Origin of the sequence: Rouxiella chamberiensis, from assembly GCF_026967475.1 — a bacterium.
In the GTDB taxonomy this organism is placed as follows: domain Bacteria; phylum Pseudomonadota; class Gammaproteobacteria; order Enterobacterales; family Enterobacteriaceae; genus Rouxiella; species Rouxiella chamberiensis.
On record NZ_CP114058.1, the window covers coordinates 1,574,548 to 1,600,915 of the forward strand.

General features: G+C 54.9%; 16 protein-coding genes and 5 pseudogenes. 6 read left to right on the plus strand and 15 right to left on the minus strand.

What is annotated here, in order from left to right:
- Positions 1-249: 249 nt before the first annotated feature.
- Positions 250-1,197 carry a metallophosphoesterase gene (locus tag O1V66_RS07375; protein WP_187329803.1) on the minus strand — a complete coding sequence of 316 codons (948 nt, stop codon included), beginning with the start codon at positions 1,195-1,197 and terminating at the stop codon, positions 250-252.
- 147 nt (positions 1,198-1,344) lie between these two features.
- On the minus strand, positions 1,345-3,186 hold the full coding sequence (locus O1V66_RS07380; RefSeq protein ID WP_052673411.1) for a tannase/feruloyl esterase family alpha/beta hydrolase: 1,842 nt from the start codon (positions 3,184-3,186) through the stop codon (positions 1,345-1,347).
- Between the two features lie 776 nt (positions 3,187-3,962).
- Between O1V66_RS07380 and O1V66_RS07385 the strand changes: the two genes are divergently transcribed.
- From O1V66_RS07385 to O1V66_RS07395, 3 genes and pseudogenes are all read left to right on the plus strand, one after another.
- Positions 3,963-5,123, plus strand: a complete 1,161-nt coding sequence (locus O1V66_RS07385; RefSeq protein ID WP_045047802.1) for an efflux RND transporter periplasmic adaptor subunit — start codon at positions 3,963-3,965, stop codon at positions 5,121-5,123.
- A pseudogene (locus tag O1V66_RS07390) lies at positions 5,123-8,242 on the plus strand (efflux RND transporter permease subunit). Before O1V66_RS07385 ends, O1V66_RS07390 begins: the two are co-directional and overlap by 1 nt.
- Before the next feature lie 3 nt (positions 8,243-8,245).
- Positions 8,246-9,632 (plus strand): annotated as a pseudogene (locus O1V66_RS07395) (efflux transporter outer membrane subunit).
- 182 nt (positions 9,633-9,814) lie between these two features.
- Here the strand turns inward: O1V66_RS07395 and O1V66_RS07400 are convergent.
- Complete coding sequence (locus tag O1V66_RS07400; protein WP_045047799.1) at positions 9,815-11,209, minus strand: NAD-dependent succinate-semialdehyde dehydrogenase; 1,395 nt, start codon at positions 11,207-11,209, stop codon at positions 9,815-9,817.
- Positions 11,210-11,351: 142 nt separating this feature from the next.
- Here O1V66_RS07400 and ptrR point away from each other — a divergent pair.
- Positions 11,352-12,205: pseudogene (gene ptrR / locus O1V66_RS07405) on the plus strand (putrescine utilization regulator PtrR).
- Between the two features lie 63 nt (positions 12,206-12,268).
- Here ptrR and O1V66_RS07410 read toward each other — a convergent pair.
- Positions 12,269-13,006, minus strand: coding sequence for a siderophore-interacting protein (locus O1V66_RS07410; protein WP_045047797.1), 738 nt, complete (start codon positions 13,004-13,006; stop codon positions 12,269-12,271).
- 109 nt (positions 13,007-13,115) lie between these two features.
- On the opposite strand from O1V66_RS07410, the gene O1V66_RS07415 reads away from it, so the two are divergent.
- Positions 13,116-13,559, plus strand: a complete 444-nt coding sequence (locus tag O1V66_RS07415; RefSeq protein WP_241481400.1) for a MarR family winged helix-turn-helix transcriptional regulator — start codon at positions 13,116-13,118, stop codon at positions 13,557-13,559.
- A 632-nt stretch (positions 13,560-14,191) separates the two neighbouring features.
- Here O1V66_RS07415 and O1V66_RS07420 read toward each other — a convergent pair.
- The 10 genes and pseudogenes from O1V66_RS07420 to O1V66_RS07465 form a co-directional block, all read right to left on the minus strand.
- Positions 14,192-14,851 (minus strand): methionine ABC transporter permease, encoded by a 660-nt coding sequence (locus O1V66_RS07420; RefSeq protein WP_045047795.1) that lies wholly within the window; start codon positions 14,849-14,851, stop codon positions 14,192-14,194.
- On the minus strand, positions 14,851-15,867 hold the full coding sequence (locus O1V66_RS07425; RefSeq protein ID WP_045047794.1) for a methionine ABC transporter ATP-binding protein: 1,017 nt from the start codon (positions 15,865-15,867) through the stop codon (positions 14,851-14,853). The genes O1V66_RS07420 and O1V66_RS07425 overlap by 1 nt, the downstream gene beginning before the upstream one ends.
- 83 nt (positions 15,868-15,950) lie before the next feature.
- A complete protein-coding gene (locus O1V66_RS07430) occupies positions 15,951-16,724 on the minus strand; it encodes a MetQ/NlpA family ABC transporter substrate-binding protein (protein WP_152623629.1) in 774 nt (257 codons plus the stop codon).
- A 175-nt stretch (positions 16,725-16,899) separates the two neighbouring features.
- Positions 16,900-17,919, minus strand: a complete 1,020-nt coding sequence (locus O1V66_RS07435) for an isopenicillin N synthase family dioxygenase (RefSeq protein WP_045047792.1) — start codon at positions 17,917-17,919, stop codon at positions 16,900-16,902.
- A gap of 75 nt (positions 17,920-17,994) precedes the next feature.
- Positions 17,995-19,197 (minus strand): MFS transporter, encoded by a 1,203-nt coding sequence (locus O1V66_RS07440; RefSeq protein ID WP_045047791.1) that lies wholly within the window; start codon positions 19,195-19,197, stop codon positions 17,995-17,997.
- A gap of 243 nt (positions 19,198-19,440) precedes the next feature.
- Positions 19,441-20,190, minus strand: a complete 750-nt coding sequence (locus O1V66_RS07445; protein ID WP_045047790.1) for an SDR family NAD(P)-dependent oxidoreductase — start codon at positions 20,188-20,190, stop codon at positions 19,441-19,443.
- On the minus strand, positions 20,187-21,221 hold the full coding sequence (locus O1V66_RS07450; RefSeq protein WP_269128238.1) for a ketopantoate reductase family protein: 1,035 nt from the start codon (positions 21,219-21,221) through the stop codon (positions 20,187-20,189). Before O1V66_RS07450 ends, O1V66_RS07445 begins: the two co-directional genes overlap by 4 nt.
- A 232-nt stretch (positions 21,222-21,453) precedes the next feature.
- On the minus strand, positions 21,454-22,218 hold the full coding sequence (locus O1V66_RS07455; protein WP_045047788.1) for an IclR family transcriptional regulator: 765 nt from the start codon (positions 22,216-22,218) through the stop codon (positions 21,454-21,456).
- 23 nt (positions 22,219-22,241) lie between these two features.
- Entirely contained in the window at positions 22,242-22,949 is a 708-nt protein-coding gene (locus tag O1V66_RS07460) for an alpha/beta fold hydrolase (protein ID WP_045047787.1), read from the minus strand.
- A 54-nt stretch (positions 22,950-23,003) separates the two neighbouring features.
- Positions 23,004-23,851, minus strand: a pseudogene (locus tag O1V66_RS07465) (AraC family transcriptional regulator).
- Positions 23,852-23,967: 116 nt separating this feature from the next.
- On the opposite strand from O1V66_RS07465, the pseudogene O1V66_RS07470 reads away from it, so the two are divergent.
- Positions 23,968-24,289, plus strand: a pseudogene (locus O1V66_RS07470) (helix-turn-helix domain-containing protein); the annotation flags it as partial.
- 1,171 nt (positions 24,290-25,460) lie between these two features.
- Here the strand turns inward: O1V66_RS07470 and O1V66_RS07475 are convergent.
- Entirely contained in the window at positions 25,461-26,300 is an 840-nt protein-coding gene (locus tag O1V66_RS07475; protein ID WP_045047785.1) for an ABC transporter substrate-binding protein, read from the minus strand.
- Positions 26,301-26,368 lie beyond the last annotated feature (68 nt).

Here is a 26,368-nt window from a genome sequence, read left to right on the forward strand (position 1 = left end):
AAAGCGCTCAAACACTGGATTGGCGCCAATTTGTGCCCTAAAGAAAGTATAGGACAGATCACAATTGCCATGAGGGTTAGCTTCACAAACGTGATGCTTATCACGTTAATAAATTTGTACTCCTGTACTGCTACATACGCAATAGCACCATGCCGTTTTTTTGCCGAATTTTTAAACAAATTTCAACTTTAGGAATTCTTCGTTTTAAGTCAAATGGCTAGCCGAGATGTTTTAGGTACCTCGACGGCGTTAATAGGCGTTAATCGGCGTCTCAAGCGGTAAAACGCGGCTGATTTCGGGTCCATAACCGTTTACCGTCAACTCACCGTTTTTCACTTCTACTCTGGCAAATGGCAGGCGGTCAGCCCCATCCACCATTCCCTTGAGAGTAATGAAATCCGTGTTGCCTATTCTGGCGTAGTTTCCCTCATGATCATGACCCGCAAAATAGGCCCTGACCTGATAGCGGCAGAGCATTTCGACCAGTTGCTCGCAGTTCCACAGGTTATGCCTGTTTTCGGGTGCCAACGGATAATGTCCGAACACCAGTACGGTTTCATGGTGCAGGCGTGCGTGATGCAACGTATTTTCCAGCCATTCAAGCTGACGCAGTCCTACCGCGCCATTCCACGGCTGCGCCTGCGGACGCTTTTCCTGCTCAAGCAGATTCAGCATGGCCTGCGCCTGCTGGCGTTGTTCGCCATTACCTGCCGTGCAGTAAAGACTCAGGTCATTACCGTCGATCACAATAAATCGATAGCCCGGCAGGCTGAACTGGTAATAGCTTTTCGGCAGTCCGATGGCCGGAGTCCGTGTGGCGAGGTGTTCGCTGATGACCTGGGCATCGTGATTGCCGATAACCATCGCATGAGGATGGCGCAGATTTTCATAAAGCGGCAATACGGCATCAAAACTGGCCCAGTCGCGATCGACCATATCACCTAGCGTGACGACAAAATCAAGCCGGTGATCGTTGAGTTCTGCGATAGCCCTGTCGAGCTTACACAGACTGTTGCGGTAATAACGGGGATGATGCGTGCCGGGCTCGGCATCGGCATATTGCGGGTCGGCAATCAGCCCGAAGCGCAGCGTGGTGGAAGAGTGTAAGGCTTGCGCGACAGACGGAACGGTGTAAAGCGTACTGACTTTACCCAGAGCCTGCTGCTGTTCGGGGGTGAGTGAAAGGGTCATCATCATTCTCCTGCCAGATGGCTGGCGCTCGGCATCGTTGCAACGGATGAAAGGATTAAGCTAGCGAGCGGAGATGACGGTTTTATGACGTGGGATAAAACAGTGACGCCTTTCTTGTTCGACAACAAAGAAAGGCGTCACTCAGGGGGAGGATTAATTCATGAATTTATAAGGCTTGTAGAAATCTTCACCCAGCCAGTGATAGCTCTCCGGCACGGTGCCGAGACGTTTACGCACATAGCTCGAGGCGGCATTGACATCGCCCTTGCCGCTGTAAACGGCGTAATCAGGGTAAGGATATACCGGTCGCGATGCCGCATTCGGCGCAAGCGTTTCAAGCTTGAGGCCTTGCGCCATCGGCTTCATGCCCTTCGGTGGCGCGCCCAAAGCTTTGCCGTCTGCCCCGCCTTTTTGCATCGGCTTGCCGCCGCCCGGCTGACCAAAGCTTGTCGACGCCTCTTTGGCCGCCTGATAGGTAATGACAGCATCCGGAGCCTGCCCCTTCTCGACCCAGTTCATCATCGGCGTCAGCAAGTCAAGCTGACTCGGCCCCTCTCCACCCGAGCAGTGATGCATGCCCGGCACCACGTACAGGCGCTCGAAGGCATCGCGATTCGCGGCACCCATTACGCTGCCCACAGCCTGATGATAGGCTACGGAGTTCAACGGCGAGATATGCGGGTCTGCCCAGCCATGCCAGATAATCAGCTTGCCTCCGGCGTCTTTGAACGCTTTCAGGTCGGGATTGGTGGCGTCATATAAAGGATGCAGTTTCGCCAGTTCGGCAAAGGCCGTTTTGGTAAATTGCACATCCTTGAGGCTGAATGCACTGGAAGGATTTTTCACGTAGTTCAGATATTTCAGTGAAGAAAGCGCAATCATCTGGCTGAAAATCGGGTCATCCGCCTTTTCGGGCACAAAAACCCCGGCCCACGCCAGCTCGGAACCCGGCATCGGGCCGCTTAGGGTGAGTTTCTCGCCCGTCTGCGGATCTCGAGGTCCGTCATAAAGGCGTTGTAGCGTCTCCATTTCGGCAGCGGAAAGGCATTGCTGCGTATCCTGAGTTCCGGCTTTGCAGCGCAAAACCCCGGGATCAAAGTGGCAACTCTGCGGGTCGGCAATCAGGCCATCGACCTGCCCGTCTTTTGCGTCACACTGCGCCAGTACGGCCTTGTGAATGAGCGGCAGACGTGAAGCCACAATCACCGCCTTGCCATCGGGACCCGTATTGGAGAGTGCCTGCCAGGCATGATAGACCGCATTCTGCACCTGGAAGTTCATCGCCGCCGCACCGGCAATCACGCCGTTGAAATCCTGCGGAAAACGCTGTGCTTCCATCAAGGCTTCGCGTCCACCGTCGGAACAGCCGTTGAAATAGGCATAGTGGGGTGACTGGCCGTAATAGGCCTTTATCAGCTGTTTGGCGACCTGCGCAGTTAAATGCTGACTGCGATAGGCGAAGTCGACACGCTTTTGCGGCTGATTGCCGAAATCGGCTTCCTGCATCTTGTGCCCCATGTCGGTTGCGGCTATGGCAAATCCGTTGGCATTGAGCGGAGTGCATCCGGCTGCCGCACCAATTTGCAGACCAATAGTGCCGCACAAACCGCCGCAGCCAATCTGCATATAGCGCTGGATCCAGCTGTCTTTCGGCAACAGCACCTGGAACCCGATGGTCGGCTTTAATTCGCCATCAATCTGGCAGAAGGTCGCGCCATTGTAGTTGACCTCCTTTGCCGACGTCACGCGACTGCCAGCGCCCCCGATAGCGGAGAGACTGTTTTGCGCCAATGCCGCACATTGAATCACCGGTTTCACCACGGGCAAGTCAATGCCGGCGGACTGTGTGGCGGCAGTTACATTTGATGAAGTACGGTTTGTTACAGGTTGAGTGCTGTTATCTTGTTGCGCAGCAGCGAAAGACGCTCCGCTTATCATCAGCATCGAGACCATCGCGGTCGCCCGCCACAAGCCATTAAATCTTTTTAAAATCATAATTACCCTTCCTTGATGGGCGATGTTATTTGTCGATAATTATATGATGTTTGAAACAAAGTAATCATAGTCTTTTATAAGACGGCGGTAATATTTATTACAGTGCATGCAACAAAGTGTGTAGAGATTATTAATTTCACCGCAAGCTAATTCACGGTTAATAATGTTTGTCTTTATTCTTGATGATAAAAAGACGCAATCTTTTCGAAGTGCTTACAATATCAATTTATTCATAAAGCGTCAGCGACGGGCGCTTTTACATGCTCGCCAGTAAAACGATATAAATCATAATGATACATCGCATTGACCTGTCTTTATTCTTCCTCGTCAAACTTGCCTCACAGTATTCTCACAATTGATAAATAGTATTTAAAATCAATATTTTATAAAAATTTTTCTCGCCATGTAACGACTTGACCACCCGTGGTGCCAAAGATATCTTCAACCTGAATGGCATGATTGCCCTGGTAAAGACGCTTTTGCCAACACAGAGCAGATGTCGCCCCTTAATTTGATGAAAACTTTAGGCTTTGAATCATCGCAACGTGGAAAAACTTATTTTAAGCAGATCTGTTTCAATGAAATGGCTAATTAACGTCACGTTTCTAGACCGTCGCTGGCGGCATAGGGAAAGATCTCCCTGCTCATTATGCGCGTTAACGATAAACGGTTGCTCCTCACCCTTTTCAAAAATAAAGGCGCGTGCGGCACATCGGCACTTTGTCGTGAATGTCTGCACACCGAAATAATCCACACTTTTTATTTGGACTCTTGCTATGCCATTACGCACTCTTTGTGTCTTGACCTTTTTGGGGTTGACCGCTTGCCACGACACCCCGTCCTCCCAGGAGAAACCCGCGCCGACGCAGGTGGGCATCGTAACCCTGAAAGCCCGGCCCTTTACCTATTCCAGTGACCTGACGGGGCGAACCACTGCCACCCTGACATCGAGCGTATTACCTCAGGTCGGCGGCATTATTCAGCGTCGCCTGTTCAAGGAAGGCGACGAGGTCAAGGCTGGTCAGGCGCTGTATCAAATCGACCCGTCCAGTTACAGGGCAACGTACGATCAGGCTGCGGCGGCGCTGCAAAGTGCCAGGGCGCTGGTGATTGCCGACTGCCAGAAAGCCCGTCGCTATTCGATACTGGTCAAGGAACAAGGCGTGTCGCAGCAGGATGCGGAAGACGCCGCTGCCACCTGCGGTGAAGACAAGGCCAGCGTCGCCGAGAAAACCGCCGCGCTCGAGTCCGACAAAATCAATCTCGACTGGACGCGCGTGGCAGCCCCTATTTCTGGCCGTATCGGCATCTCTACCGTGACGCCCGGCGCTCTGGTGACCGCCGATCAGACCACGGCGCTCACGACCATCACCGCCCTCGACAGCATGTATGTTGACCTTACCCGTTCGAGCGTCGACCTGCTGGAACTGCGTAAACGCGCCCTCGCCACCAACAGCAATACGCTCAGCGTGACATTGACGCTGGAAGACGGCTCTACTTACGCCGAAAAAGGCAAACTGGAGCTGACGGAAGTCTCTGTCGACGAAGCGACCGGTTCCGTGACGTTACGCGCCGTGTTCCCGAACCCGCAACACCTGCTGCTGCCCGGCATGTTTGTGCATGCCAATGTGGATGAAGGCGTGATCGAGAATGCCGTGCTCGCGCCGCAACAGGCGATTATTCGCGATCCCAAGGGCAACGCCACCGCGATGGTGGTCGATGCGACCAATAAAGTGGTGCTGAGAAATGTGGTGACCGCCACCGGTTCGGGACAGGATTATCTCATCGTCAGCGGCCTGAATTCCGGCGACCGCGTTATCGTCGAAGGCACCACCAAAGTGAATGCCGGGGATACGGTCAAACCGGTTGAAACCCGGCTGGGTAACGCGTCGACCTCCACGCCTGCCGCAACCGACACGAAACAAGGAGCCGCCTGATGTTTTCGCGTTTCTTTGTTCGCCGCCCGGTCTTTGCATGGGTGATTGCCCTGCTCATCATGATGGCGGGCGTTATTGCCATCAAGTCAATGGCCGTTGCGCAGTATCCCGAAGTCGCTCCGCCCTCCGTAAGGATCAAGGCGACCTATACGGGCGCGTCTGCCCAGACGATTGAAAACAGTGTTACGCAGGTCATCGAGCAACAGCTCACCGGCCTCGACAACCTGCTGTACTTCACGTCCACCAGCTCCTCCTCCGGCACGGTGCAGATAACCGTCAGTTTTAAACTCGGTACCAATCCCGACACCGCGCAGGTTCAGGTTCAGGATAAACTGCAACAGGCCGAATCCCGTCTGCCCGAAGAGGTGCAGGAAGCCGGGTTGACCGTCACCAAGTCGCAGTCCGACTTCCTGATGATCATGGCGCTCTACGACAAGACCAACAAGGCGACCAGCAATGACATTGCCGACTGGCTGGTCAGTAATATGCAGGATCCGCTGGCGCGCGTGGCGGGTGTGGGTAATCTCAACGTGTTCGGCAACCAGTACGCCATGCGTATCTGGCTGAACCCGACCAAGCTTGCCTCCTATTCGCTTATGCCCTCCGATGTCGAAACGGCCATTACGTCGCAGAACATTCAGCTTTCGGCGGGCAGCATCGGCTCGTCGCCGACCTCTTCCCAGCAGCAGATAACCGCCACGGTACAGGCCGAATCGCGTTTGCAGACGCCGGAACAGTTCCGCAATATTATCGTTAAAAGTCAGGCCGATGGCTCCGTGGTGCGTATTGGGGATGTTGCCCGCGTCGAGATGGGCAGTCAGGATTACGTGGCCTCTTCGCGACTGAATGGTCATCCGGCCGCAGGGGTGGCCGTGATGCTGGCGGCGGGGGCCAATGCGCTCGACACCGCCAATGCCGTCAAAGCCACTATCGAGAAATATCGCAGCAGCATGCCCGCCGGTTATGACGTCGCCTATCCCAAGGACACGACCGAATTCATCAAGCTCTCCATTCAGGATGTCGTCGAGACGCTCCTGATTGCGATTGCGCTGGTTATCGCCGTCATGTACCTGTTTTTACAAAATATTCGTGCAACGTTGATCCCTGCACTGGCGGTGCCTGTCGTGCTGCTCGGCACCTTTGGCGTCCTCTCGGCGCTGGGGTATACCATCAACACGCTGACGCTGTTTGCCATGGTGCTGGCCATCGGGCTACTGGTTGATGACGCCATTGTGGTGGTCGAAAACGTCGAACGCATCATGAGCGAGGAAGGCCTCAAGGCCCGTGCAGCGACCGAAAAATCGATGGGCGAAATTTCGGGCGCGCTGGTCGCCATTGCCGTGGTGCTGTCTGCCGTCTTCCTGCCGATGGCGTTCTTCGGTGGCTCGACGGGGGTGATTTATCGCCAGTTTTCCGTGACGCTGATTTCGGCCATGGCCCTGTCGGTGGTGGTGGCGCTGACCCTGACGCCTGCGTTGTGCGGCTCGCTGCTTCGTCACAGCAAACCCCATGAAAAAGGCTTCTTTGGCGCGTTCAACCGGGGTTATTCCCGTACTGAGCATCGCTATAAACACGGCGTTTTAAAGGGTTTGCGTCGTCCGGCAATCATGATGGTGGTCTATGCCGCGCTTGCCGCGACCATGGGCATGTTGATGATGCACCTGCCGACCAGTTTCCTGCCCAATGAAGATCAGGGGCAGGTCATGGTGCAGTTTACTCTGCCGGCGGGCGCGACCGTTAATCGGACCAATCAGGTCAATTCCGAGGTGACCAACTGGTTCCTGACCCATGAAAAAGCCAATACCGAAGCGGTATTCTCGATAACCGGCTTTAACTTCAGCGGTAACGGCGACAACGTCGGCATGGCGTTTGTGGCGCTCAAAGACTGGGACAAGCGGCCGGGCAACGCCAATACGGCACAGGCTATTGTCCAGCGCGCCAATCAGGATCTTGCCAAAGTCACCGATGCGCAGGTAATTGCCATGACCCCGCCTGCCGTTTCGGGCATGGGTCAAAGCAACGGCTTTACGTTCGAGCTGCTGTCGGCGGGCGGCACCTCGCGTGACGATCTGCTGAAAATGCGCAACCAGTTGATTGCCGCCGCCAATAAAAGCCCCGAACTCGAATCGGTGCGAGCCGCCGATCTGCCTGAAACGCCGCAGCTGAAAGTCGATATCGACAACAATAAAGCCGTGGCGCTGGGCCTTGATCTCAGCGATGTCACGGCGACGCTGAGCAGTGCCTGGGGGGAACCTATGTCGATGACTTTATCGACCGCGGCCGCGTCAAAGAGGTCTATATCATGGGCGACAGTCAGTTCCGTTCCCAGCCTGGCGATCTCGGCAAATGGTTTGTGCGGGGCACCAACAGCAGCGGTGACAGCGTCATGACGCCGGTTCTCCGCGTTCGCCACCACGCACTGGACCTACGGCCCGCAAACGCTGACCCGCTACAACGGCGTCACCGCCTTTGAAATCGATGGTGAAAATACCAGCGGTTACAGCTCCGGCGCGGCAATGAATAAAATGGCCGACCTCGCCGCCAAACTGCCCAAAGGCTCGACCTTCGCGTGGAGCGGCCTGTCCTTGCAGGAACAGCTCGCCAGCGGGCAAACCCTTGTGCTGTATGCCATTTCCATCATGGTGGTGTTCCTGTGTCTGGCCGCGCTTTATGAAAGCTGGTCCGTGCCGTTTTCGGTCATTCTGGTTATTCCGCTCGGCATTCTGGGCGCGTCGCTGGCGGCTTCATTGCGCGGACTCAACAACGATATCTATTTCCAGGTCGCGTTGTTGACCACGATTGGCCTGTCGTCGAAAAACGCCATTCTGATCGTCGAGTTTGCCGAAGCGGCGGTCAAACAGGGCATGACGCTGTCTGCGGCGGCCATTTCGGCGGCCAAAACCCGTCTGCGCCCTATTCTGATGACCTCGATTGCATTTATTGCAGGCGTCATGCCGCTGGCGTTGTCGACCGGGGCCGGGGCCAATAGCCGTATCGCGATAGGTACCGGCATTATCGGCGGCACCGTAACGGCCACCTTGCTGGCGATTTTCTTTGTTCCGCTTTTCTTTGTGCTGGTGAAACATTTCTTCACTCGCCGCGATGTTTCCGAGGAGTAATGGATGTTTCAGCCTAAATCTTTTTGTCGCCTGAGTATTATCAGCCTGTCGATGCTGCTGGCAGGCTGTATTTCGCTGGATCCCCATTATCAGCGGCCTGCACCGGCAGTCCCCGCCGTCTGGCCGCAGCAGGGCAAGACGGCGGCGGCCGACACCGTGTTGACCGACTGGCAGCATGTGTTGACCGATCAACGACTCAACGCCGTGGTGAAACGGGCGCTGGTCAGCAACCGCGATTTGCAGGAAGCGATTGCCGATATCGAGGCTGCGCGGGCGCTGTACGGCGAGCAGCGCGCCTCGCTGTTCCCGACCGTTGACGCCGAATTGACGCACACCCGCGCCCGCACTGCGTCGGAAGGCGTGAGCAGTTCGTCAGAAGCCGACGGCGCGGTAAGCAGCTTTGAACTCGACCTGTTCGGGCGCAATCGCAGTCTGGCACGCGCCGCCAAAGAGACCTGGCTTGCCAGCGAAGCCACGGCGCAAAACACCCGCATTACGCTGGTTTCCGAGACCACTACCGCCTGGATTACGCTTGCCGCCGATAAAAGCAATCTGGCGCTGGGTCAGGAGACGATGGCGAGCGCCGCCGATACGCTGCGCATCACGCAGTTACAGCTCAAGGAAGGGACGGCGGCGGCAGGCGACGTGAGTGAAGCCATGACGACCTACCAACAGGCGCGCGCCAGCGTGGCGAGCTATCAAACGCTGGTTGCGCAAGACACCAATGCGCTGAATTTGCTGGTCGGCGAAACGGTACCCGACAACCTGCTACCGGGCACCCTCGAAAGCCTTTCGCCGCAGGCAATCGCCATCGTGCCCGCCGGAACCTCGTCGACGCTGTTGCTGCGCCGCCCGGATGTTATCGAAGCAGAGCACAATCTCAAAAGCGAAAACGCCGATATCGGGGCCGCACGCGCCAACTTCTTCCCGACCATCTCCCTCACCGCCAGTGCGGGCGTCGGCAGCAGTTCGCTGTCCAGCCTGTTCAGTCACGGGGCCAATGTATGGTCGTTTGCACCCAGCGTCTCATTGCCGCTGTTTACCGGCGGCAGCAACCTTGCGCAACTGCATTATGCGCAGGCAGAGAAGAAGGGCCTGATTGCCGCCTACCAGAAAGCCATTCAAACGGCTTTCGAGGATGTCGCCAACGCCCTTGCCCGCCGCAATACCCTCGACGAGCAAATGGACGCCCAGCAGCAGGCCGTTGCCTCCGCCCAGCGCAGTTTCGACATTGCAAAACGCAGTTATGAAGTGGGCACCGGCGACTACCTCACCGGTTCTCACCGATCAACGCACGTTGTGGTCGACTCAGCTCGATTTGGTGGCGCTGCAACAGACCGACTTCGAAAATCGCATTACGCTTTGGGAATCCATAGGCGGTGGGGTTTGAGGCTGGCAGTACATTAGTGATTAAAGGCAAAACGACGTGAAATAAAAAGCGCGGTGCTCGACTGAACACCGCGCTTTTTTACATTTCAGGGGGCGACTCGCGCGTAGCCCTTGAGAAATCGACCTAAAACGCCCGCGCCCCGCTATCAATACTTGGCGGAAACGGGCTGACCTCGCGGTCGATTACCCTTCAACCCACAGGGTCTGCGGGTTGGTAAACTCGCGGATCCCGAAGTGTGACAGTTCACGTCCGAAACCACTCTTCTTCACACCGCCGATAGGCACGCGTGGGTCGGAGAAGCTTGGCGCGTTGATGAACATGCCGCCCGTGTAAATCTGTTTGGCCAATGCCTTGGCCGCATCGAGGTCACGGCTCCACAGGCTGCCGCCTAAACCAAACTCGGAATCGTTGGCCATGCTGACGGCTTCTGCGGCGTCTTTGGCCACAATCAGCGAGGCGACGGGACCGAATAACTCTTGCTTGAAGCTGGTCATTCCCGGCTTGACGTTGCCCAGCACGGTAGGCGCGTAGTAATTGCCCTCGCCTGAAATCGGCTCGCCGCCGAGCAACAGCGTCGCACCTTCTGCCAGCGTCGCCTTAACCTGCCCGTCCAGCTCATCGCGCAGGTCAAAACGCGCCATTGGGCCAAGGTAGGTGCTTTCGTCACGCGGATCGCCGATTTTCAACGCTTTTACCGCCGCCACGAATTTTTCGGTGAATTCGGCCATCACAGACTCTTCAACGATAATACGTTTGGCAGAGATACAAATCTGACCATTATTCATGAATCGACCCGCTATCGCGCCCTGTACGGCGGCATCGATATCGGCGTCGGCCAACACGATAAACGCATCGGAGCCGCCCAGTTCCATCACGCATTTTTTCAATGCGGCACCGGCCATCGCCGCAATCGCCGCACCTGCGCGCACGCTGCCGGTAAGCGTAATGGCCGCTATGCGGTCATCTTTGATGCTCTCGGCTACCGCGGCGTTATCGGCGTTGTAAACGTTGAACAACCCTTTAGGACAGCCCGCCTCGGTGACAACGTCACGCAAAAGATAGGCGCAACCCATCACATTTGGCGCAGGTTTCAACAGATAGCTGTTACCGGCGAGGAGGATAGGAATCGCACCGCGCAGCACCTGCCAAATCGGGAAGTTCCACGGCATCACAGACAACACGGGACCCAGCGGCAAATAGTTGACCCAGGCTTTATCGTTTTCAACCAGCGTCGGCTCGGGTGCCAGCATCGCCGGACCCTGATCGGCATACCATTCACAGAGTTTGGCGCTCTTCTCGACTTCGGCCAACGCCTGAGTGATAGGTTTGCCCATCTCCAGCGTCATCATCTCGCCCAGCGCACGGGCATTGTTTCTCAAACCCTGTGCGATGTTGCGCAGCAAGGCGACGCGATCGCTCATCGCGCTGTTTTTCCACGCGTCAAAGGCATCGCGCGTTCCTTGCAGTGCGGCGTCCACCTCTGCCGGGGTAGCGAAAGGATACTGTTTTACCCATTCGCCATTGGTCGGATTGCGGGAGAATGCGCCCGCTGGCGCTGCTGTTGCTGAATTCGTCATCTAAGCCACCTTTTAACAATGAGGATGAATGCTATCTGCCGCTCATACTAGACTTGTTAAAGCCTATTGAAAAATGAATAATAATGAAAATAACCGTCTCGATTTGAGAAGGTTAAGCGGATAGACGGATGAGGAGAGCACAGTGGATTTAACCCAGCTTGAAGTCTTTGTCGCGGTAGCCGATGAAGGCAGCGTGACGGCGGCCGCCGACCGACTGCATCGTGTGCCGTCAAATATTTCTACCCGTATAAAACAGTTGGAAGAAGAATTGGGCACACCGCTATTTCATCGTGAAAAGCTGCGGCTGCATATCTCTGATCCTGGCAAAACCTTTCTTGGCTATGCCAAACGTATTCTTGCGCTGGCCGACGAGGCAAAACAGAGCGTTTCCGGGCAGAAACCCAACGGCATTTTTACCCTCGGAGCCATTGAAAGCTGCGCCGCCGTGCACATTCCCCCGTGCTGGCGCGTTATCATCAGGCTTATCCCGATGTCGAACTCGACCTGTCGACCGGTCCGTCGGGCGATATGATTGACGGCATTCTGGCTGGCGATTATAGCGCCGCCTTTGTTGACGGACCGCCCAGGCATCCCGAACTCGAAGGCGTACCCGCATTCGATGAAGAGATGGTGCTGATTTCGGCGCTCAACCATCCCGCCGTTACCCGCGCGCAGGACATTTCCGGCGCAACTATCTACGCCTTTCGCGCCAACTGCTCTTATCGACGGTTGTTCGAAAACTGGTTTGCGCAGGACAACGCCGTGCCCGGCAAAATCTATGAAATGGAGTCTTATCACGGCATAGTCGCCTGCGTGACGGCAGGTGCCGGACTGGCGCTGGTGCCCGCCAGCATGCTTGCCAGCATGCCCGGTAAGCGCGGGGTAAAAGTTTATCCGTTGAGCGAGGAGATGGGGAAAATCAAAATCTGGCTGATGTGGCGCAAGGGCGCAGCATCAGCCAATCAGAAAGCGATGGTCAGCCTGCTCGAGGGCTAGAGAATAAGGTGGGCGATCGGCTTTGAAACACGAATCGCCCTTCTTTTTCGAGCGGCGTTCGCTTTATTGCACTTCTTCGTGGAATGCGGCGGTGCGCATTTTCCAGTAGGCGGAAGTGCGGATGGCATTCACGTCGTGGCCTTTCTCGTCGACGAAAATCGCGCGCAGCGCCTTGATGATTGAGGCCTCGGCCGCACACCACACAAAACCTTCTCCCGCAGCAAGCTGATGAGCTTTGGCCCATTCGACCAGCTGTTCGGCAGTCTCGACCCAGATAATTTCTGCCTTGGCCTGCGTCGGGAATTCCCGGCGATCCTGAGCATTGCTGGCCAGCGCCACCACGGTGACGCGCGCCGCGTGCGGCAACTCTTCAAGACGGCGCGAGATGGCCGGAAACGCGGTTTCGTCGCCAAACATCAGTTGCCAGTCATAATCCATCGGGATCACGCGAGAGCCGCGCGGCCCGGCGATTTTGGCGATATCACCCACTTTGACGTTTTCGGCCCACGCATTGGCGGGACCTTCGCCATGCATCGCAAATTCGACCACCAGCTCTTTTTTCTCGTTGCTGTAGCTTCGTGGCGTGTAATCACGCTTTGCCGGTTCGTCGGACCCGTTGTCGAAGAAGAATTTGATGTGATCGTCGAAAGACGCGCTGATGAAGGTATCCAGAGAGTCGCCGGAGAGTGTGATGCGCCTGAAACTTGGGCTGATGTCTTCAACGCGGACCACGTCCAGCGTGCGGCGCACGATTTCATGGCGGATAAGCTGTACGCGGCTAGTGGTTGTGTTGTCGGTCATGGTAAGATGTTTCCGCTTAGTTGATAATATCAACAATCTACAATTTTATAGGAGACATTGTCAACTAATGAACGACTCGCACAACGATGATGTACTTTGGATAATGCACATGATTATGCATCGCTACCGCGCGAGGCAGTTTGAAATGCTGCGTGATGGCCACTATGACATCACCCATATGGAAGCCAAGGTGCTGAGTTACGTCGGCCGCTTTCCGGGCGCGACTCAGGGCGATTTGTCGCGCTTTATGGAACGCGACAAGGCGCAGTTGGCGCGGCTGATAAAAGGCCTGCGTGACAAGGCGTTGCTGATAAGCGATATCGATCCGCAGGACCGTCGCAGCACACGCCTGACCCTGACCGACGAGGGCGCACATATCCGAAATATCATGAAATGCGAAGGTCAGCGACTCACCCAGCTCGGCATTTCGGGCCTCAGCGACGCAGAACATCAACAATTGCTGAGTCTGGTTCGCCGCGTGTATAAAAACTTTGATCCCGAGACTTCCGACTCACCGGGAGACGACGCGACCCAGGTCATCAAGATTCTGTAATCCCCGGCGGCCTGAATTATTTTCGACGGTTAAGACAAAATGTATGGGAAGTCTGCCGCGCGTGAATGGCTGAAGGCATGAAATAAAAAAACCTATGACTCAGGAAAGTCATAGGCTCCACAAGTGGGATAAAAATCACATTCGACAAGACCGGGGAGATCTTTACAACTTTACTGCTCTTACTTCAGGAGAAAATCATTTACCGCGCTGTAACCTAGCACAGCTCATTCCAGTAACTGCGACGTAATAGCCGCTGATATTGACTACTTCTGGCGATACCAGGAAGGGTCAATATTTCCGAGTTCGATGCCATATAACGATCCTGTTACAAGAAGCGATTCGACCAAACGTGAACTGTCCGCCGTAGACTGCGAAAAGAATGTCGCCGAACATCGACGTTTAACACGTTGCCATAGGGAATTAGCGGAACTGTTTTTGGCCATCATTCACTCCTTATTGCGGTCTGCGTTAGGGGCGTATTCCCCGTCGACTGATGACAGTAAACCAATATTCCGCCCCTTACAGAACTAAACCTTTTATCTTTGCTTATCAGGAAAAGTGCATTTGCCGCCCTCTGTGAATAATGAGGTTTCACAATTCCCGCGAAAAGTATAAAACGGCATGAATAGGGATTACTCGCGACGAAGACGCCGGGAAATAACATTCCCCAAAGACTGCAAGCCTTGCACCACAATAATGAGCACCAACGCGGTCGAGACAGTCGCAAAGGTGTCAAACCGTTGATAGCCATAGGTAATTGCCAAATCCCCTATCCCGCCGCCGCCCACCGTACCGGCCATGGCCGTCGCGCCAATCAGACCAATGGTCGCCGTGGTTAACGCCAGAACCAGAGAGGCCAGCGCTTCGGGTAACAGAAAATGCCAAATGGCCTGAAGCGGGGTTGCGCCCATCGATTTGGCGGCTTCAATAATGCCGGGATTGATTTCCAGTAATGAACTCTCGACCAGTCGCGCAATATACGGCGCAATATAAATAATCAGCGGAACAATGGCGCCCGCTGTGCCAATGGTGGTATGCACTACCAGGCGGGTAAAGGGAAGAATGGAAATCAGTAAAATAATAAACGGCAGCGAACGCACGACATTAATAATCGGATTGATGACGCGATAAAAGAATCGGTTATGCACCAGGCCGCCCGGACGGGTAATGACCAGTAATATGCCAAGTGGAATCCCGAGCAGCGAGCCAAGGAGTAACGAAATACTGACCATCAACAGAGTGTCGTGCATCGCGGCGAGAAACTGGTCCAGAGTAATGGCGGTTTCAAACATTAGTGTAACTCCTCGACGCGCACGCCGGAATTTTGCAGGAAACCAATGGCATTCCCCAATAACTCCCCGTCGCCGGTTAACTGAATAATCATAAAGCCCAGCACGGTATCCTGCACTTCCGACATACTGGCAAACAGAATATTGAATTCGATATCAAAGGTTTTCATCATCTGATATATCACTGGCTGCCCTGCCGTTTCCCCCAGAAACTCCAGACGATAGCGCCTGACATGGCGGTCATGATCCGATGCGCGGTCGATACTCTCCGGCAGGCTGTCGCGAATAAGCGTGCGCACGAAATTCAGGGTAGTGGGATGCTGCGGTTGGCCGAACACCTCAAGCACATTGCCGTGCTCGACAATGCTGCCATTGTCCATCACCGCCACCTTGTTGCAGATTTTTTGAATCACCGACATCTCGTGGGTAATGAGGACCAGCGTGACGTTAAACTCGAGGCTGATGCGCTTGAGCAGCATCAGGATTTGCACCGTCGTTTGCGGATCCAGCGCCGACGTGGCTTCATCGCAAAGCAGAATGGAGGGATTCGTCGCCAGCGCACGCGCAATGCCGACCCGCTGTTTCTGCCCGCCCGACAGCTCGGCAGGATAGCTGCCGCCGCGATCGGCGAGGCCGACCAGTTCCAGCAATTCGTTGACGCGGCTGTCGATAAAGGCTTTATCCTTTCCGGCCAGAATCAGCGGAATGGCAACATTTTTCCAGACAGTTTTAGACTCCAGCAAATTGAAACCCTGAAATATCATGCCGATGTCTTTCTTCATCTCCCTTAATTGCCGGGCATTAAATTGACTGATGGTGTTGCCCTTCACAATCACGTTGCCCGAGCTGGGCGTTTCCAGCGCATTGATAAGCCTGACCAGCGTGCTTTTACCTGCGCCGCTGTAGCCGATAATGCCGTAAATATCGCCCTGTTCGATTTTCAGATTGATATGAGTGAGTGCCCGGGTGGTTTTGCCTTTGCGTTGAAAAATTTTATCAACGTCTTGAAGTTCAATCATTGCCTTGCCCCGATAAAAAATATCTGGCTCAAGACTCGCCGCCCAGGGCGACGAGTCGGTGGATTCTCGTTATACGTTGGGAATTACTTCAGATAATCAGGCAACAAATAGCCCTGATACTGTGCATTCGAAAGGATATATTGCTTGAATTCGGCGGAGTGATAGCCTGCGATAATATCTTTGGCGAATTGCGCGTCCTTATTTTTGCCTGCGATAGTGACCACATTGATAAAGCCTTTGACCGGATTCTCGAGCTTCAGAGCGCTGTTTAACTTCATACCGCTCGAGACGGCGAAATTACCTTGAATCGCCCCGTAGTCGACGTCAGGTAAGGCGCGAACCTGCTGGGCATTGTCCATTTCCTTGAAAACCAGTTTGTACGGGTTTTCGCTGATATCTTTTTGCGAGAAAGTGGCGGGATCGGATTTCGGCGAGATTTTTATCCAGCCGAGATCCTGAAGCAGCAAGGCGGCGCGATATTCATTGGAAGCCTGATTCGGCACGGAAATAGTTTCTCCGGGCTGCGGCTTATCACCGGCTTTATGTTTATTGGAATAGAGTCCCATCGGCGGCGTCGGAACCTGAACAATGCCGATATTGTCTGTGCCCAGACGATCGTTGATGGATTGCAGATAAATAGGATGCTGCATGATGTTGCCGTCAATCGCGCCGGTCGCCACTGCATTATTCACCTGAATGCCGTCGCTGAAATCCTTGTAGACCAGCTTGTACCCTTTTGCTTCGAGGAACGGCCCGACACCTTTGGCAAACTGCTCCTGATAAGGCCCCGGATTAAAGCCCAGCGTAATGGTTTTTTGATTATTGTCCGCGGCATGAACGGCAGAACTCGCTGCCATGATTAATAAAGATGCCAATAACGTCTTGTTAGCTTTCGACATAAAAAAATAGCCCTTTTTGATTGTTAATCGTCAAGGGCTATCCAATCATATCGGCCTTCGGGAGCTAAACAATTAAAAGCGCATAGCTAAGCCATTTATTATCTAACTTCGCCGCCGGATTCGGACGGGCTTGTCAGGACACCAGAATATCGGCGTAATAACGCTCGGCCACGTCGGGATGCGAACGCAGACGGCCTTTGAGATAGTTCCAGCCCACGTCGCGCAGCAGAGGATTCTGCGGATCGCTTTCCGGCCCGTTGGCCTGCGCCGCCAGGTCTTGGGGAAGCTGGAATACCGGCACCACAGCGTCGAGTTTCGCGCCGAGGAAGAAGGCCAGCGACAGGCGTTCCTGCCCGGCAGGCGGCGCTACTACGCGGTGCACCGTCGCGCGTAGATAGCCATTGGTGGCCAGTTCCAGCAATTCGCCGATATTAACGACAAATGCCCCCTCAATCGGCAGTGCATCGACCCAATGCCCCTCTTCGACTTCCACCTGAAGCCCTTTTTGCCGGTCCTGCAGCAGGAAGCTCAGAAAACCGGAATCCTTGTGAGCGCCCACGCCCTGATTGCTCTCGCCGTCGCCACGGCCCGGATAGCGAATCAGTTTGATATGCTCGTTGGGCTTGTCGCCGTACAGCGGGTCGAAAGCATCAATGGGCAAGGAGAGCGTTTCGGCAAAGGCGCGCAAGATTTTCAATGACATGGCGGTCATGGTTTGCTGCCAGTTCAGCAGCAGAGGTTTAAGTTCAGGCAACGACTCGGGCCACTGGTTAGGCCCCTGCAAACGCGACCATGCGGGCGATGTCTCGGTTTGCGGAATAGGCTGGCGTTCGGCCCCAAGATCAAACTGTTCACGCCAGTCAGGTTGACCGCGTGTGCGCTCGGAGGCGGCGCGATTATAGCCGCGAAAATGGCGGGAATGAATCATCGCTACGCGGTCTTTTTCCTGCTCCGGCAGCGCAAAGAACTGCCGCGACGTCTCTTGCACGTCGGCCAGCAACTGCGAATCGACACCATGATTGACAAGATAAAAAAATCCGATGTCCCGCGCAGCAACGCGGAGTTCTTTTAGAAACTCCGCGCGCTGTTCAGGACTCCCGTCGAGTTTGGACAGGTCAATAACAGGAATTGAAGTGGCTGTAGAATGAGGCATAACTGACTCCCTAGTTAATCTCATTCCACTCTATCACCGCTAAACGGGCGTCCTTAAGGATTTAAAATGCATTACTTATGCAGGATCCTGCTTGTACTGGGGGCGGGAGATAAAAATGCTCAGCCCGGCCAGCAGCGCCAGCACACCGCCGAGAATAAACGCGGCAGAGGTGCCCTGCGTATCCGCCAGCATGCCGCCAAAGAAGGCACCGCACGCCAGGGCAATCTGGAATACGCTGACCATCAACGCAGAGCCGCTTTCAAACAATGCGGGCGACGCCTGGTAAATCCAGATATTCAGGCACACCGGCAGCGCGCCGAAGGCGAGTCCCCAAATCACCACCAACGTCGAGGCGGCCGCCACGTTGCTGCTCAACTGCGAGGCAATCAACACGGATAAGGCCAGCATCAAGATGTTGCCGAGGAAGGCGCGCTTGACGCCAAATTCGCGCACGGTGATTTCGGTCAGGAAAGTCCCCGCCAAACCTGCAATGCCATAGCCCATCAGCAGCAGAGAGATGTCCGAGGCGGAAAGCCTGACCTGAAAGCGCAGCCACGGCTCAAGGTAGGTGTAGGCCGAGAATTGTGCGGCCGCCATAAAGATGCCGATAATCAACCCACGGCGCACGCCCTTGATTTTAGCAACGGTAAGCAGCGAACCAAGGCCGAGTGAATTTTTCGCCGGTAGAGACGGCAGCGCCAGCCACTGGAAGATAAACACACCGATAGCAAGCACCGTATTGGCGGTAAACGCCATGCGCCAGCCAAACAGTTCGCCGATAAATGCGCCCGCAGGGACACCGGCGACCGTGCCGACCGCCACCCCTGCGCTTATCAAAGAGATGGCGCGCGCACTTTGCGCTTCGGAAACCAGCCGTCTGCCCGCTGGAATGGCAAAGGCCCAGAAACCGCCAACGCCAAAGCCTAAAATCAGGCGGCCAAGCAGCAGCGCCGGAAAGGTATGCGCCATCATCGCGATAGCATTGGAAAGAATGATGCAGCCGGTCAGAATCAGCAGCAGCGTCTTGCGATTAAGCTGACGGGCGAGCAGCATGATAAGCGGTGCCGCGATGGCGGCGATAAGACCCGGCAGCATGATAGCCCACCCCGCCTGTCCTTCAGAGACATTCAGCGCATGAGCAATGGGCGAAAGCAGGCCGATTGGCAGGAATTCGGTGTTCACCAGTGCAAAGGTGCCAAAGGCGAGTGAAAGCACGCCTAACCAGCGTTTTAATGACGAGGTGGTGGGTTCTGCACCCAAAGTGGAGCATTGCGACATTTTTTTATTTCCCGGCAGGTATTTTGTGGCTATAAAACGTGAAGCAAGTCACAAGGTCAAGGGATAATGCGCGTCGGACGTGCCATTGTGTGCTGTAGACGGATTTCCGCTCATGAATCCCTGCCAGACGCCACGAGGCACAATGTGCAAATAAGTTAAGTTTAAATTAATAAGTATGTTGTAACTAATTAAAGCATTTCAAACGAAGCAACGGTGCCTCGTTTGAAAGTCATAAATACGCCCTTACTGGCCGCCGTCGACCGAAATGATTTGCCCGTTAACGAAGCTGGCAAGCTCCGAAGCCAGGTACAATGCGGTGCTGGCGATTTCTGCGGGCGTGCCGAGACGGCGCAGCGCAATGCTTGCGAGCAGACGTTTTTGCACCTCTTCGCCCATGGCCTCCCACTGCTTTTGTGTCGCCTCGTTGGTGATAACAAAACCCGGCGCTACCGAATTGACGCGTATGCCGAACGGGCCAAGTTCATGCGCCAGTTGACGCGTCAGGCCCAATACCGCATGTTTCGAGGCGCAGTAGGCCTGAACACCGGTCAGTGATGCCTTCAAGGCGGCACCGGAACTGATGTTGATGATGGCCCCCTTACCCGCCTTTTTCATCATCGGGGCCACGGCACGACTCAACGCAAAGGCCGCGCCGAGATTAATGGCGATTATTCTGTCCCACTCTTCGTCCGTGATTGTCTCGATGGGTTTGCCGCTCTGCCCGGCAACGCCGCCCGCGTTGTTGACCAGCACGTCGATGCGCCCGCCCGTGTCGGCGCCGACCTTTTCAATCCACCGCTGTGCCGCCTGCCTGTCGCATAAGTCGACCTTTGCGGTATGAATGCCGAAAGCCTGCAACTCGGCCAATCTTTCCTGCTGAATATCGCAGGCAAATACGGTAGCGCCGGCACTAGAAAACCGTTTGGCGATTTCGCGACCAAATCCTATGGCGGCTCCGCTGACCACGACGTTGATATTGTTGAAATTCATCATTTGTCGGCAAGCTCCAGAATATTGCTGTCTGACAACGGGCGTTTCCCCGCTTCAATCTCTTTGATAAGGGTGATTAATCCCGAAACCTTCGGGCAGGCAATGCCCTTTTCCGCGCCGATACGCACCACTTCGCCCAGCTGCCCCTCGACTTCGGTGGCGCGTTTACGCACCGCCAGATCACGCCAGATGCCGGAGTGGGTTTTCACATTGGGTCGATTAAACGCCACCATGTCAGTAATGCTCTGCTCGGTAAGCGCAATGGGAGCTTGCGGGTCGAACGCGTCAGGATTGAACCCGTTAAAGCTTTTCATGGCGATGCCGCAGGCGCGACCGACCGCCACCACTTCACCCGCCAACTGCCTCCACAGGGGCCAAAGCTCGCGGCGCGCCAGAGAGTCGGCGATACCGACTTCACCCACTGCCTGCGCAAACAGAAGCGAGGCGTAGCCCAGTTTTCCCCATAAATAGGCATTGATATCAGCAGTCAGAATGGCATCCGGCTCGAAGTGACACACATCCTGATGCAAGGTCACGACGCGTGGCGTGATTGCGCCGTCGAGTTCTCCGACCACCACGGCGGCGCGGTTGGAATACGTGACCTGACCCGGCTCGGTCCAGTCTGCGCCAAAGTTGACAAAAGAGCCGAGGGTACGCGTTTCACCCACTACGGCGGCTATGGTGGGTTCGCACAGGCCGTTTTGAACGGAAAGCACAAAACCCTCTTCTGCCAGAAACGGCAAAAGTGCCTCGCTTGCGATCTGAGTATGATGAGATTTCACCGCCAGAAAAATGCGCGACCAGCGCGTTGTCGAGTGCGCCGTGTTCGGTTCGGCTGGCGTAAAGGCCTCGGCCTGAACGGTAAATTCATCAATCGGGCCGGAAATCGTCAGCCCCTGAAGGGGATCTCGAATGGCAGCCACATGCGCCTCGTCGATATCTACAAAGGTCACGTCGTACCCGGCGCGCAACAGATACGCACCCAAGGTGCCGCCGATAGCCCCTGCGCCCCAAACCAGAATATCTTTTGTCATCTTGTCTCCCTGAAGGGTCGTGTTTTCAATAAACGCCTGTCGTTCATATATATGAACGATGTTTTTATATATGAATTTACCCTAGCATGTCGGCTATTTATCGTCCAGAGGAGCAAAAAGTGTTCGCTGGCGAGGCATAAGATTTAACAATGCCCGCCAAAGGTGTGGTGTTCAGAGATACAACTAAGAGGAGGATCGCAATTTAAGAAGAAATCAGAAAAAAATCAGTTTATCAGGCAGTTAATTTCATGTAGGCCGTCAGTTTTTCGGCTTCGGCAAGCAATGTCTGAATAATCGTCGTTTTTTTGTCTTCAAATCGCGCGGTCACACAGGAAACATTTAGCGCAGCGATAGGATTTCCGTATGCATCGTATACCGGCGCAGAAATACCGGTTCCGCCCACGTCATATTCATCGATAACGCTGCAATATCCGTTGTCACGCGCAGCGCGTATTCGCTTCAAGATTTCCTGCGGGTCAATGATAGTTAACTCGGAATGACGAGTCAGCGGATGGCGTTTCAGGGTTTCAAGGCATTCCGCCTCGGATTGGTGTGCCAGCAAGACTCTGCCCATTGCCGTGCAATGAATCGGCAGGATTTGTTCAAGGCGTGCTTCATAGCGGATGGGTTGATGAGAAAGGGATTGCAGAATCAGCGTAATCTGCCCCTCGCCGTTCAGTACGCCCATGCTGATAGTCTCGCCCAACGTCAATGCCATCTCGTCCATCACAGGACGCGCCACGGCGGCAAGTCGCCGTAAGGCATTGCCGCCCCAGCCAAAACCGTGCGCCTTGAAGGTGTCATTGATGTAATACAGGCCCTGCGCATCCTTGAGAAGATATCCCCGGCTGGTCAAGGTTCGCAGCAAACCCAGCGCGCTGCTTTTCGGCAGCTCGAAGCGGGCAGCGACTGTTGCCAGCGATAGGCTATGCGGTTGATTGGCAAAATATTCCAGTAAATCCAGAACGCGGGCGGCGGAGCGAACAACATCGGTCATTGAATTGAGAATCCTTGTGAAGATTACGCTTGCGGCCTGTCTGCCAGCCAGTCGATAATTTCCTGACACAGTGCGGCCGGTTGTTCCAGCGGGATCATATGACCGCAATCCGGGATAACGCGCAACATGGCACCGGCGATATGTTCCTGTAATTCAGCGGCTTCTTCGAAACTGCGCATTCTGTCATCCTGCGCGGCAATGATGAGCGTCGGGCAGGTAATCTGCGACAAGGTCTGGGTATCGCTGTCGCGGTCAAGACGCGATTGGCGCACAAACACCTCATAACCCAGACGTTGGCCCATCCCTTTAAGCTGTTGCAGCAGGTCGGGATCATGGCTGCGATCGGGATGCAATGAATAGCCCAGCGACTGATTACCGAGGCCGTTATAGGATTTTGCGGTCACCGCCTTCGCGGCGGCGGCCTTGATGCGCTGCTGCGTTTCCGAGTCTGCACGGCTTGAGGTGGCGACCAGAATCAGCGACGACACCCGTTCGGGAATGCGGCGCAGAATCTGGCGGGCAATATAGCCGCCCATCGAGAACCCCAGCAGCACAAAGCGTGGCGGGCAACTCTCGATTATCCGTTCGGCCATCTCGGCCATCGTTTCGCCTTCGTCAAGCTGCGCCAGCGTCAGAACGGCACCCTGCTGTTCCAGCGGCCCCGCGATTTTATCCCACAGGCGGTCGTCAGTCATGTAACCGGGAATCAATACCATATTGCCGATAGACATTGCGCGGTCTTTTCCTTGCCAATTGAAAGATAACGTTTTTACAGCTTACACCACTCAGGCGACAATTTCCGTCAGCGAGAATCCCTGGATAGGAAAATCGGGACTGTTGGCGCAATCGGAAAGGTAGCGCGCCGGGGGTTTACCCTGCGCCTTGCGGAACATGGTGACAAAGCTGCTGGCGCTTTCATAGCCCAAATCTAGGGCGACGGTCTGCACGCTAATCCCTGACGACAGTTTCTGCAACGCAAGGATCACGTGCAGCTGCTTGCGCCAACGGTGTACGCTCACGCCAACCTGACTGGCAAAGGTTCGGCTCAGGCTGCGCTCACTCATGCCGATACGCCCGGCCCATTCGGACAGCGTCGATTTATCGGCAGGATTTTGCAGCATGCCGTCGGTCAACTGGCGCAGGCGAGCATCTCGCGGTAACGGAAGATAGAGGTTTTCGACACGCGCCACGGCCAACTGGTCGAGCAGCACATTGACGATATTGCCTTCCGGCCCCTGCTCGTCATAGAGCAGCGGAAAGTGGGCTGCATGCAGTAAAAGTTCGCGCAGCAGCGGCGTGACCGACAAGGTACAGCAGGTGGTCGGCAAGGCCAGATTGGCATCCGGTTCGACAAACAGGCTGTAACACTGATTGACGCCGGTGCCGCGTGCGGAATGCATCACGCCCCCGGGATCCAGACGGCGCACTGCGGCGGAACCACCCACACGCCCTGCTCCAGTTCGCAGCTGATGATGCCTTTGAGCGTATAGATAAGCTGTGCCTTGCGATGACGGTGCATCGCCAGTTCCCATGCCCCGTTGGCGCGCGCTGCGCCCACCGCGATAACGGGACGATCGATAGCGTCGATGGAAACTTTACTGCAATCTCCCGGGTGACATTGAATGATCGGCATAATTGTTTAAGGCTCGTTAAATATTTGGCTGGTTTGATAAATAATATGGCTGAATTGCGCATTGTAGTCCAGCACGAGTGGTGGCTAAATGTCAGCCTTAACGGGGGAATCAAAATATGTATCACGAAAGCATTGTCAGTGAACTGTTGGATTGGATTGAAGATAACCTGGATCAATCCTTGACCTTGGATACCATTGCCGCGAAATCGGGCTACTCGAAATGGCATCTGCAACGCCTGTTTAAATCATTTACCGGCCAGACATTAGGCACTTACACGCGCCAGCGCCGATTGACGATGGCCGCAACCGAACTGCGTCTTACCCAGAACTCCGTGTTGCGCATCGCCGACAAGTATCAGTTCGATTCTCAGCAGACCTTTACCCGCACCTTTAAAAAGCAGTTTAAAACCACGCCTGCGGTGTATCGACGTCTCGAGAACTGGCCTGTGCAGGGTCTTTGCCCAAAAATCGACATTCATGAGGGCGAGATAGCCACTCAACCCGTGGTCGATGTCGAAGCCACGCCCTGCTTTTCCAAAGCCCGGCCCTGCCATGCCACCGTGCCGCGCCACCGGGGAGCGGAACAAGCCGGTTTTTTGGGATAGACCGATCAAGGCGGTTTTAGATTTGGGAAATCTAAAGGCAAAGTTTGGTTTTTTAGATTGGGAATCTAAGGCAACTTTTTAAATACAAATTCAAGGTCAAGGTCAAGTTCAACGGCATGCGCTGCGCTTACTGGGCGGCGGCCCAGACCGCCCAAAGGGTGTGCCTGGGCCCACACCCTTTGGAATCCCGCGCCCTTTGCCCTCGCGACGCGATAAGTGCAAAATAACGACATCGTTTCAGTTACCCCCGCCGTGTGGCGTGGGTCGCGGCGCTCCGCGCTCCCGTCACTCCGCTCGCGAGCCAAACACGTCTCGCTCACGCCGTTCCGAGCCGCCCTGATACCGCCAATCACAGCCTCTACCCCAAAACCGGCAACCCGCCCGCGGTCAAGACCCGTTCCCTCCAAAGGCGAAACCTATTTTCTTTGAACAGAGATGGCCTAACCCTTTTGAGTTTTAATTATTCTGGAAATGGGGGTAAGTAAGGTCTTTCATATTTTCGCTTCCAGAAATAAGCCGTTTGTGGGCAGGCGACGCGGAAGGATGAACACGATTTTGGGTAGAAGCTGATACTGGCGGATTCGGGGCGGCGCTGAGTGAAGTTGAGCAAGACGTTTTTGGCTTGCGAACGAAGTGAAGGGACCGCGGCGCGGCGCGACCTACGCCACGCGCGGGCGCGTCTGGAAAGATCTACAAACTTGAGAATGGCACAGCTTGGCGAGGACAAAAGGCGCAGAGATGCAAGAGGTGGCGCCTTCCACCTCTTGCCCGGTTCCGGCGCTGTGGGTTAAATGCCCATTGAAGCTTTGAAACCGGAAAAATTCCTCGGAGCCTGTTGCCCTGAACATTGGCATTTAAGCCGCGCCTCTGGGCCGCCGCCCATTAAGCGCAGCGCATGCCTTTGAACTTGAACTTAGATTTGAAATTAAAAACAAATTTGAAATCAAAACCAAACTTTGCCTTTAGATTTTTCAAATCTAAAACCGGCCCGAGCCGTCTCTCCCTTACTCCAGTGGTTGGAACTTCAGGTTCGATAAGGGCTGTACCTTGTCTTCGCGCACCATCTTGTAATCCGTTTTGGTGCCTATCCATTTGTCCCAGATCTGGTCGATTTCACCGGCATCATCCATCGCCTTCAGGCTGGTGTTCACTTTTGCCAGCAGCGCAGGTTCGCCCTGCTTCATGCCGATGCCGATGGGTTCCAGCGCCATCGGGAACGACGTCATCGCCAGATTGACCCCGCCCTTTTTGGCCTGCTCGATCATCTTGATGGCCGTCATGGTGTTGGTGACAAAACCGACGGATTTGTTCTGCTGCAAGGCCAGATAGGCGGATGCCGTATCCTGGAAAGTAATCGCCTTGGCACCGGCCAGATAGATAGATTGCTCGGACGTCGTGCCTTTGGTCGCACTCAAACGCTTGCCTTTAAAGAAAGTGATAGGCTCTGCGGCGTTCTTGTCTTTCACCACCAGCATCTCTTTCGCGACATAATACGGATCGCTGAACTGAATCTGCGCGGCGCGGGACTTGGTGTAGGCCAGGTTTGCGATAAGCACATCGACACGACCGGTCGTCAGCACGGGAATACGGGCTTCAACCGAGGTGGGCATCAGATTCAGCTTTAATCCCATCTGTTTGGCCAGTGCAGTACAAAGGTCGACATCCATGCCGACGAGTTGACGCGTCTGCTGATCTGGTGAAGAAAACGGCGGTACGTCTGAATACACGCCACAGTTCAGCGAACCCCGCGCCTGTATGTCACTCAGCGAATCGGCATGGGCGGCGAAGGTTGAAGCCACTAGGGGGCTTAACAGCAGCGCTAACGAGAATTTATTCAATTTCATAACTTTACCCCGAAAATTGTCAAATATAATTGTGACAGCGTCACGCGCTGTGCGCATAAGTCGAGCCA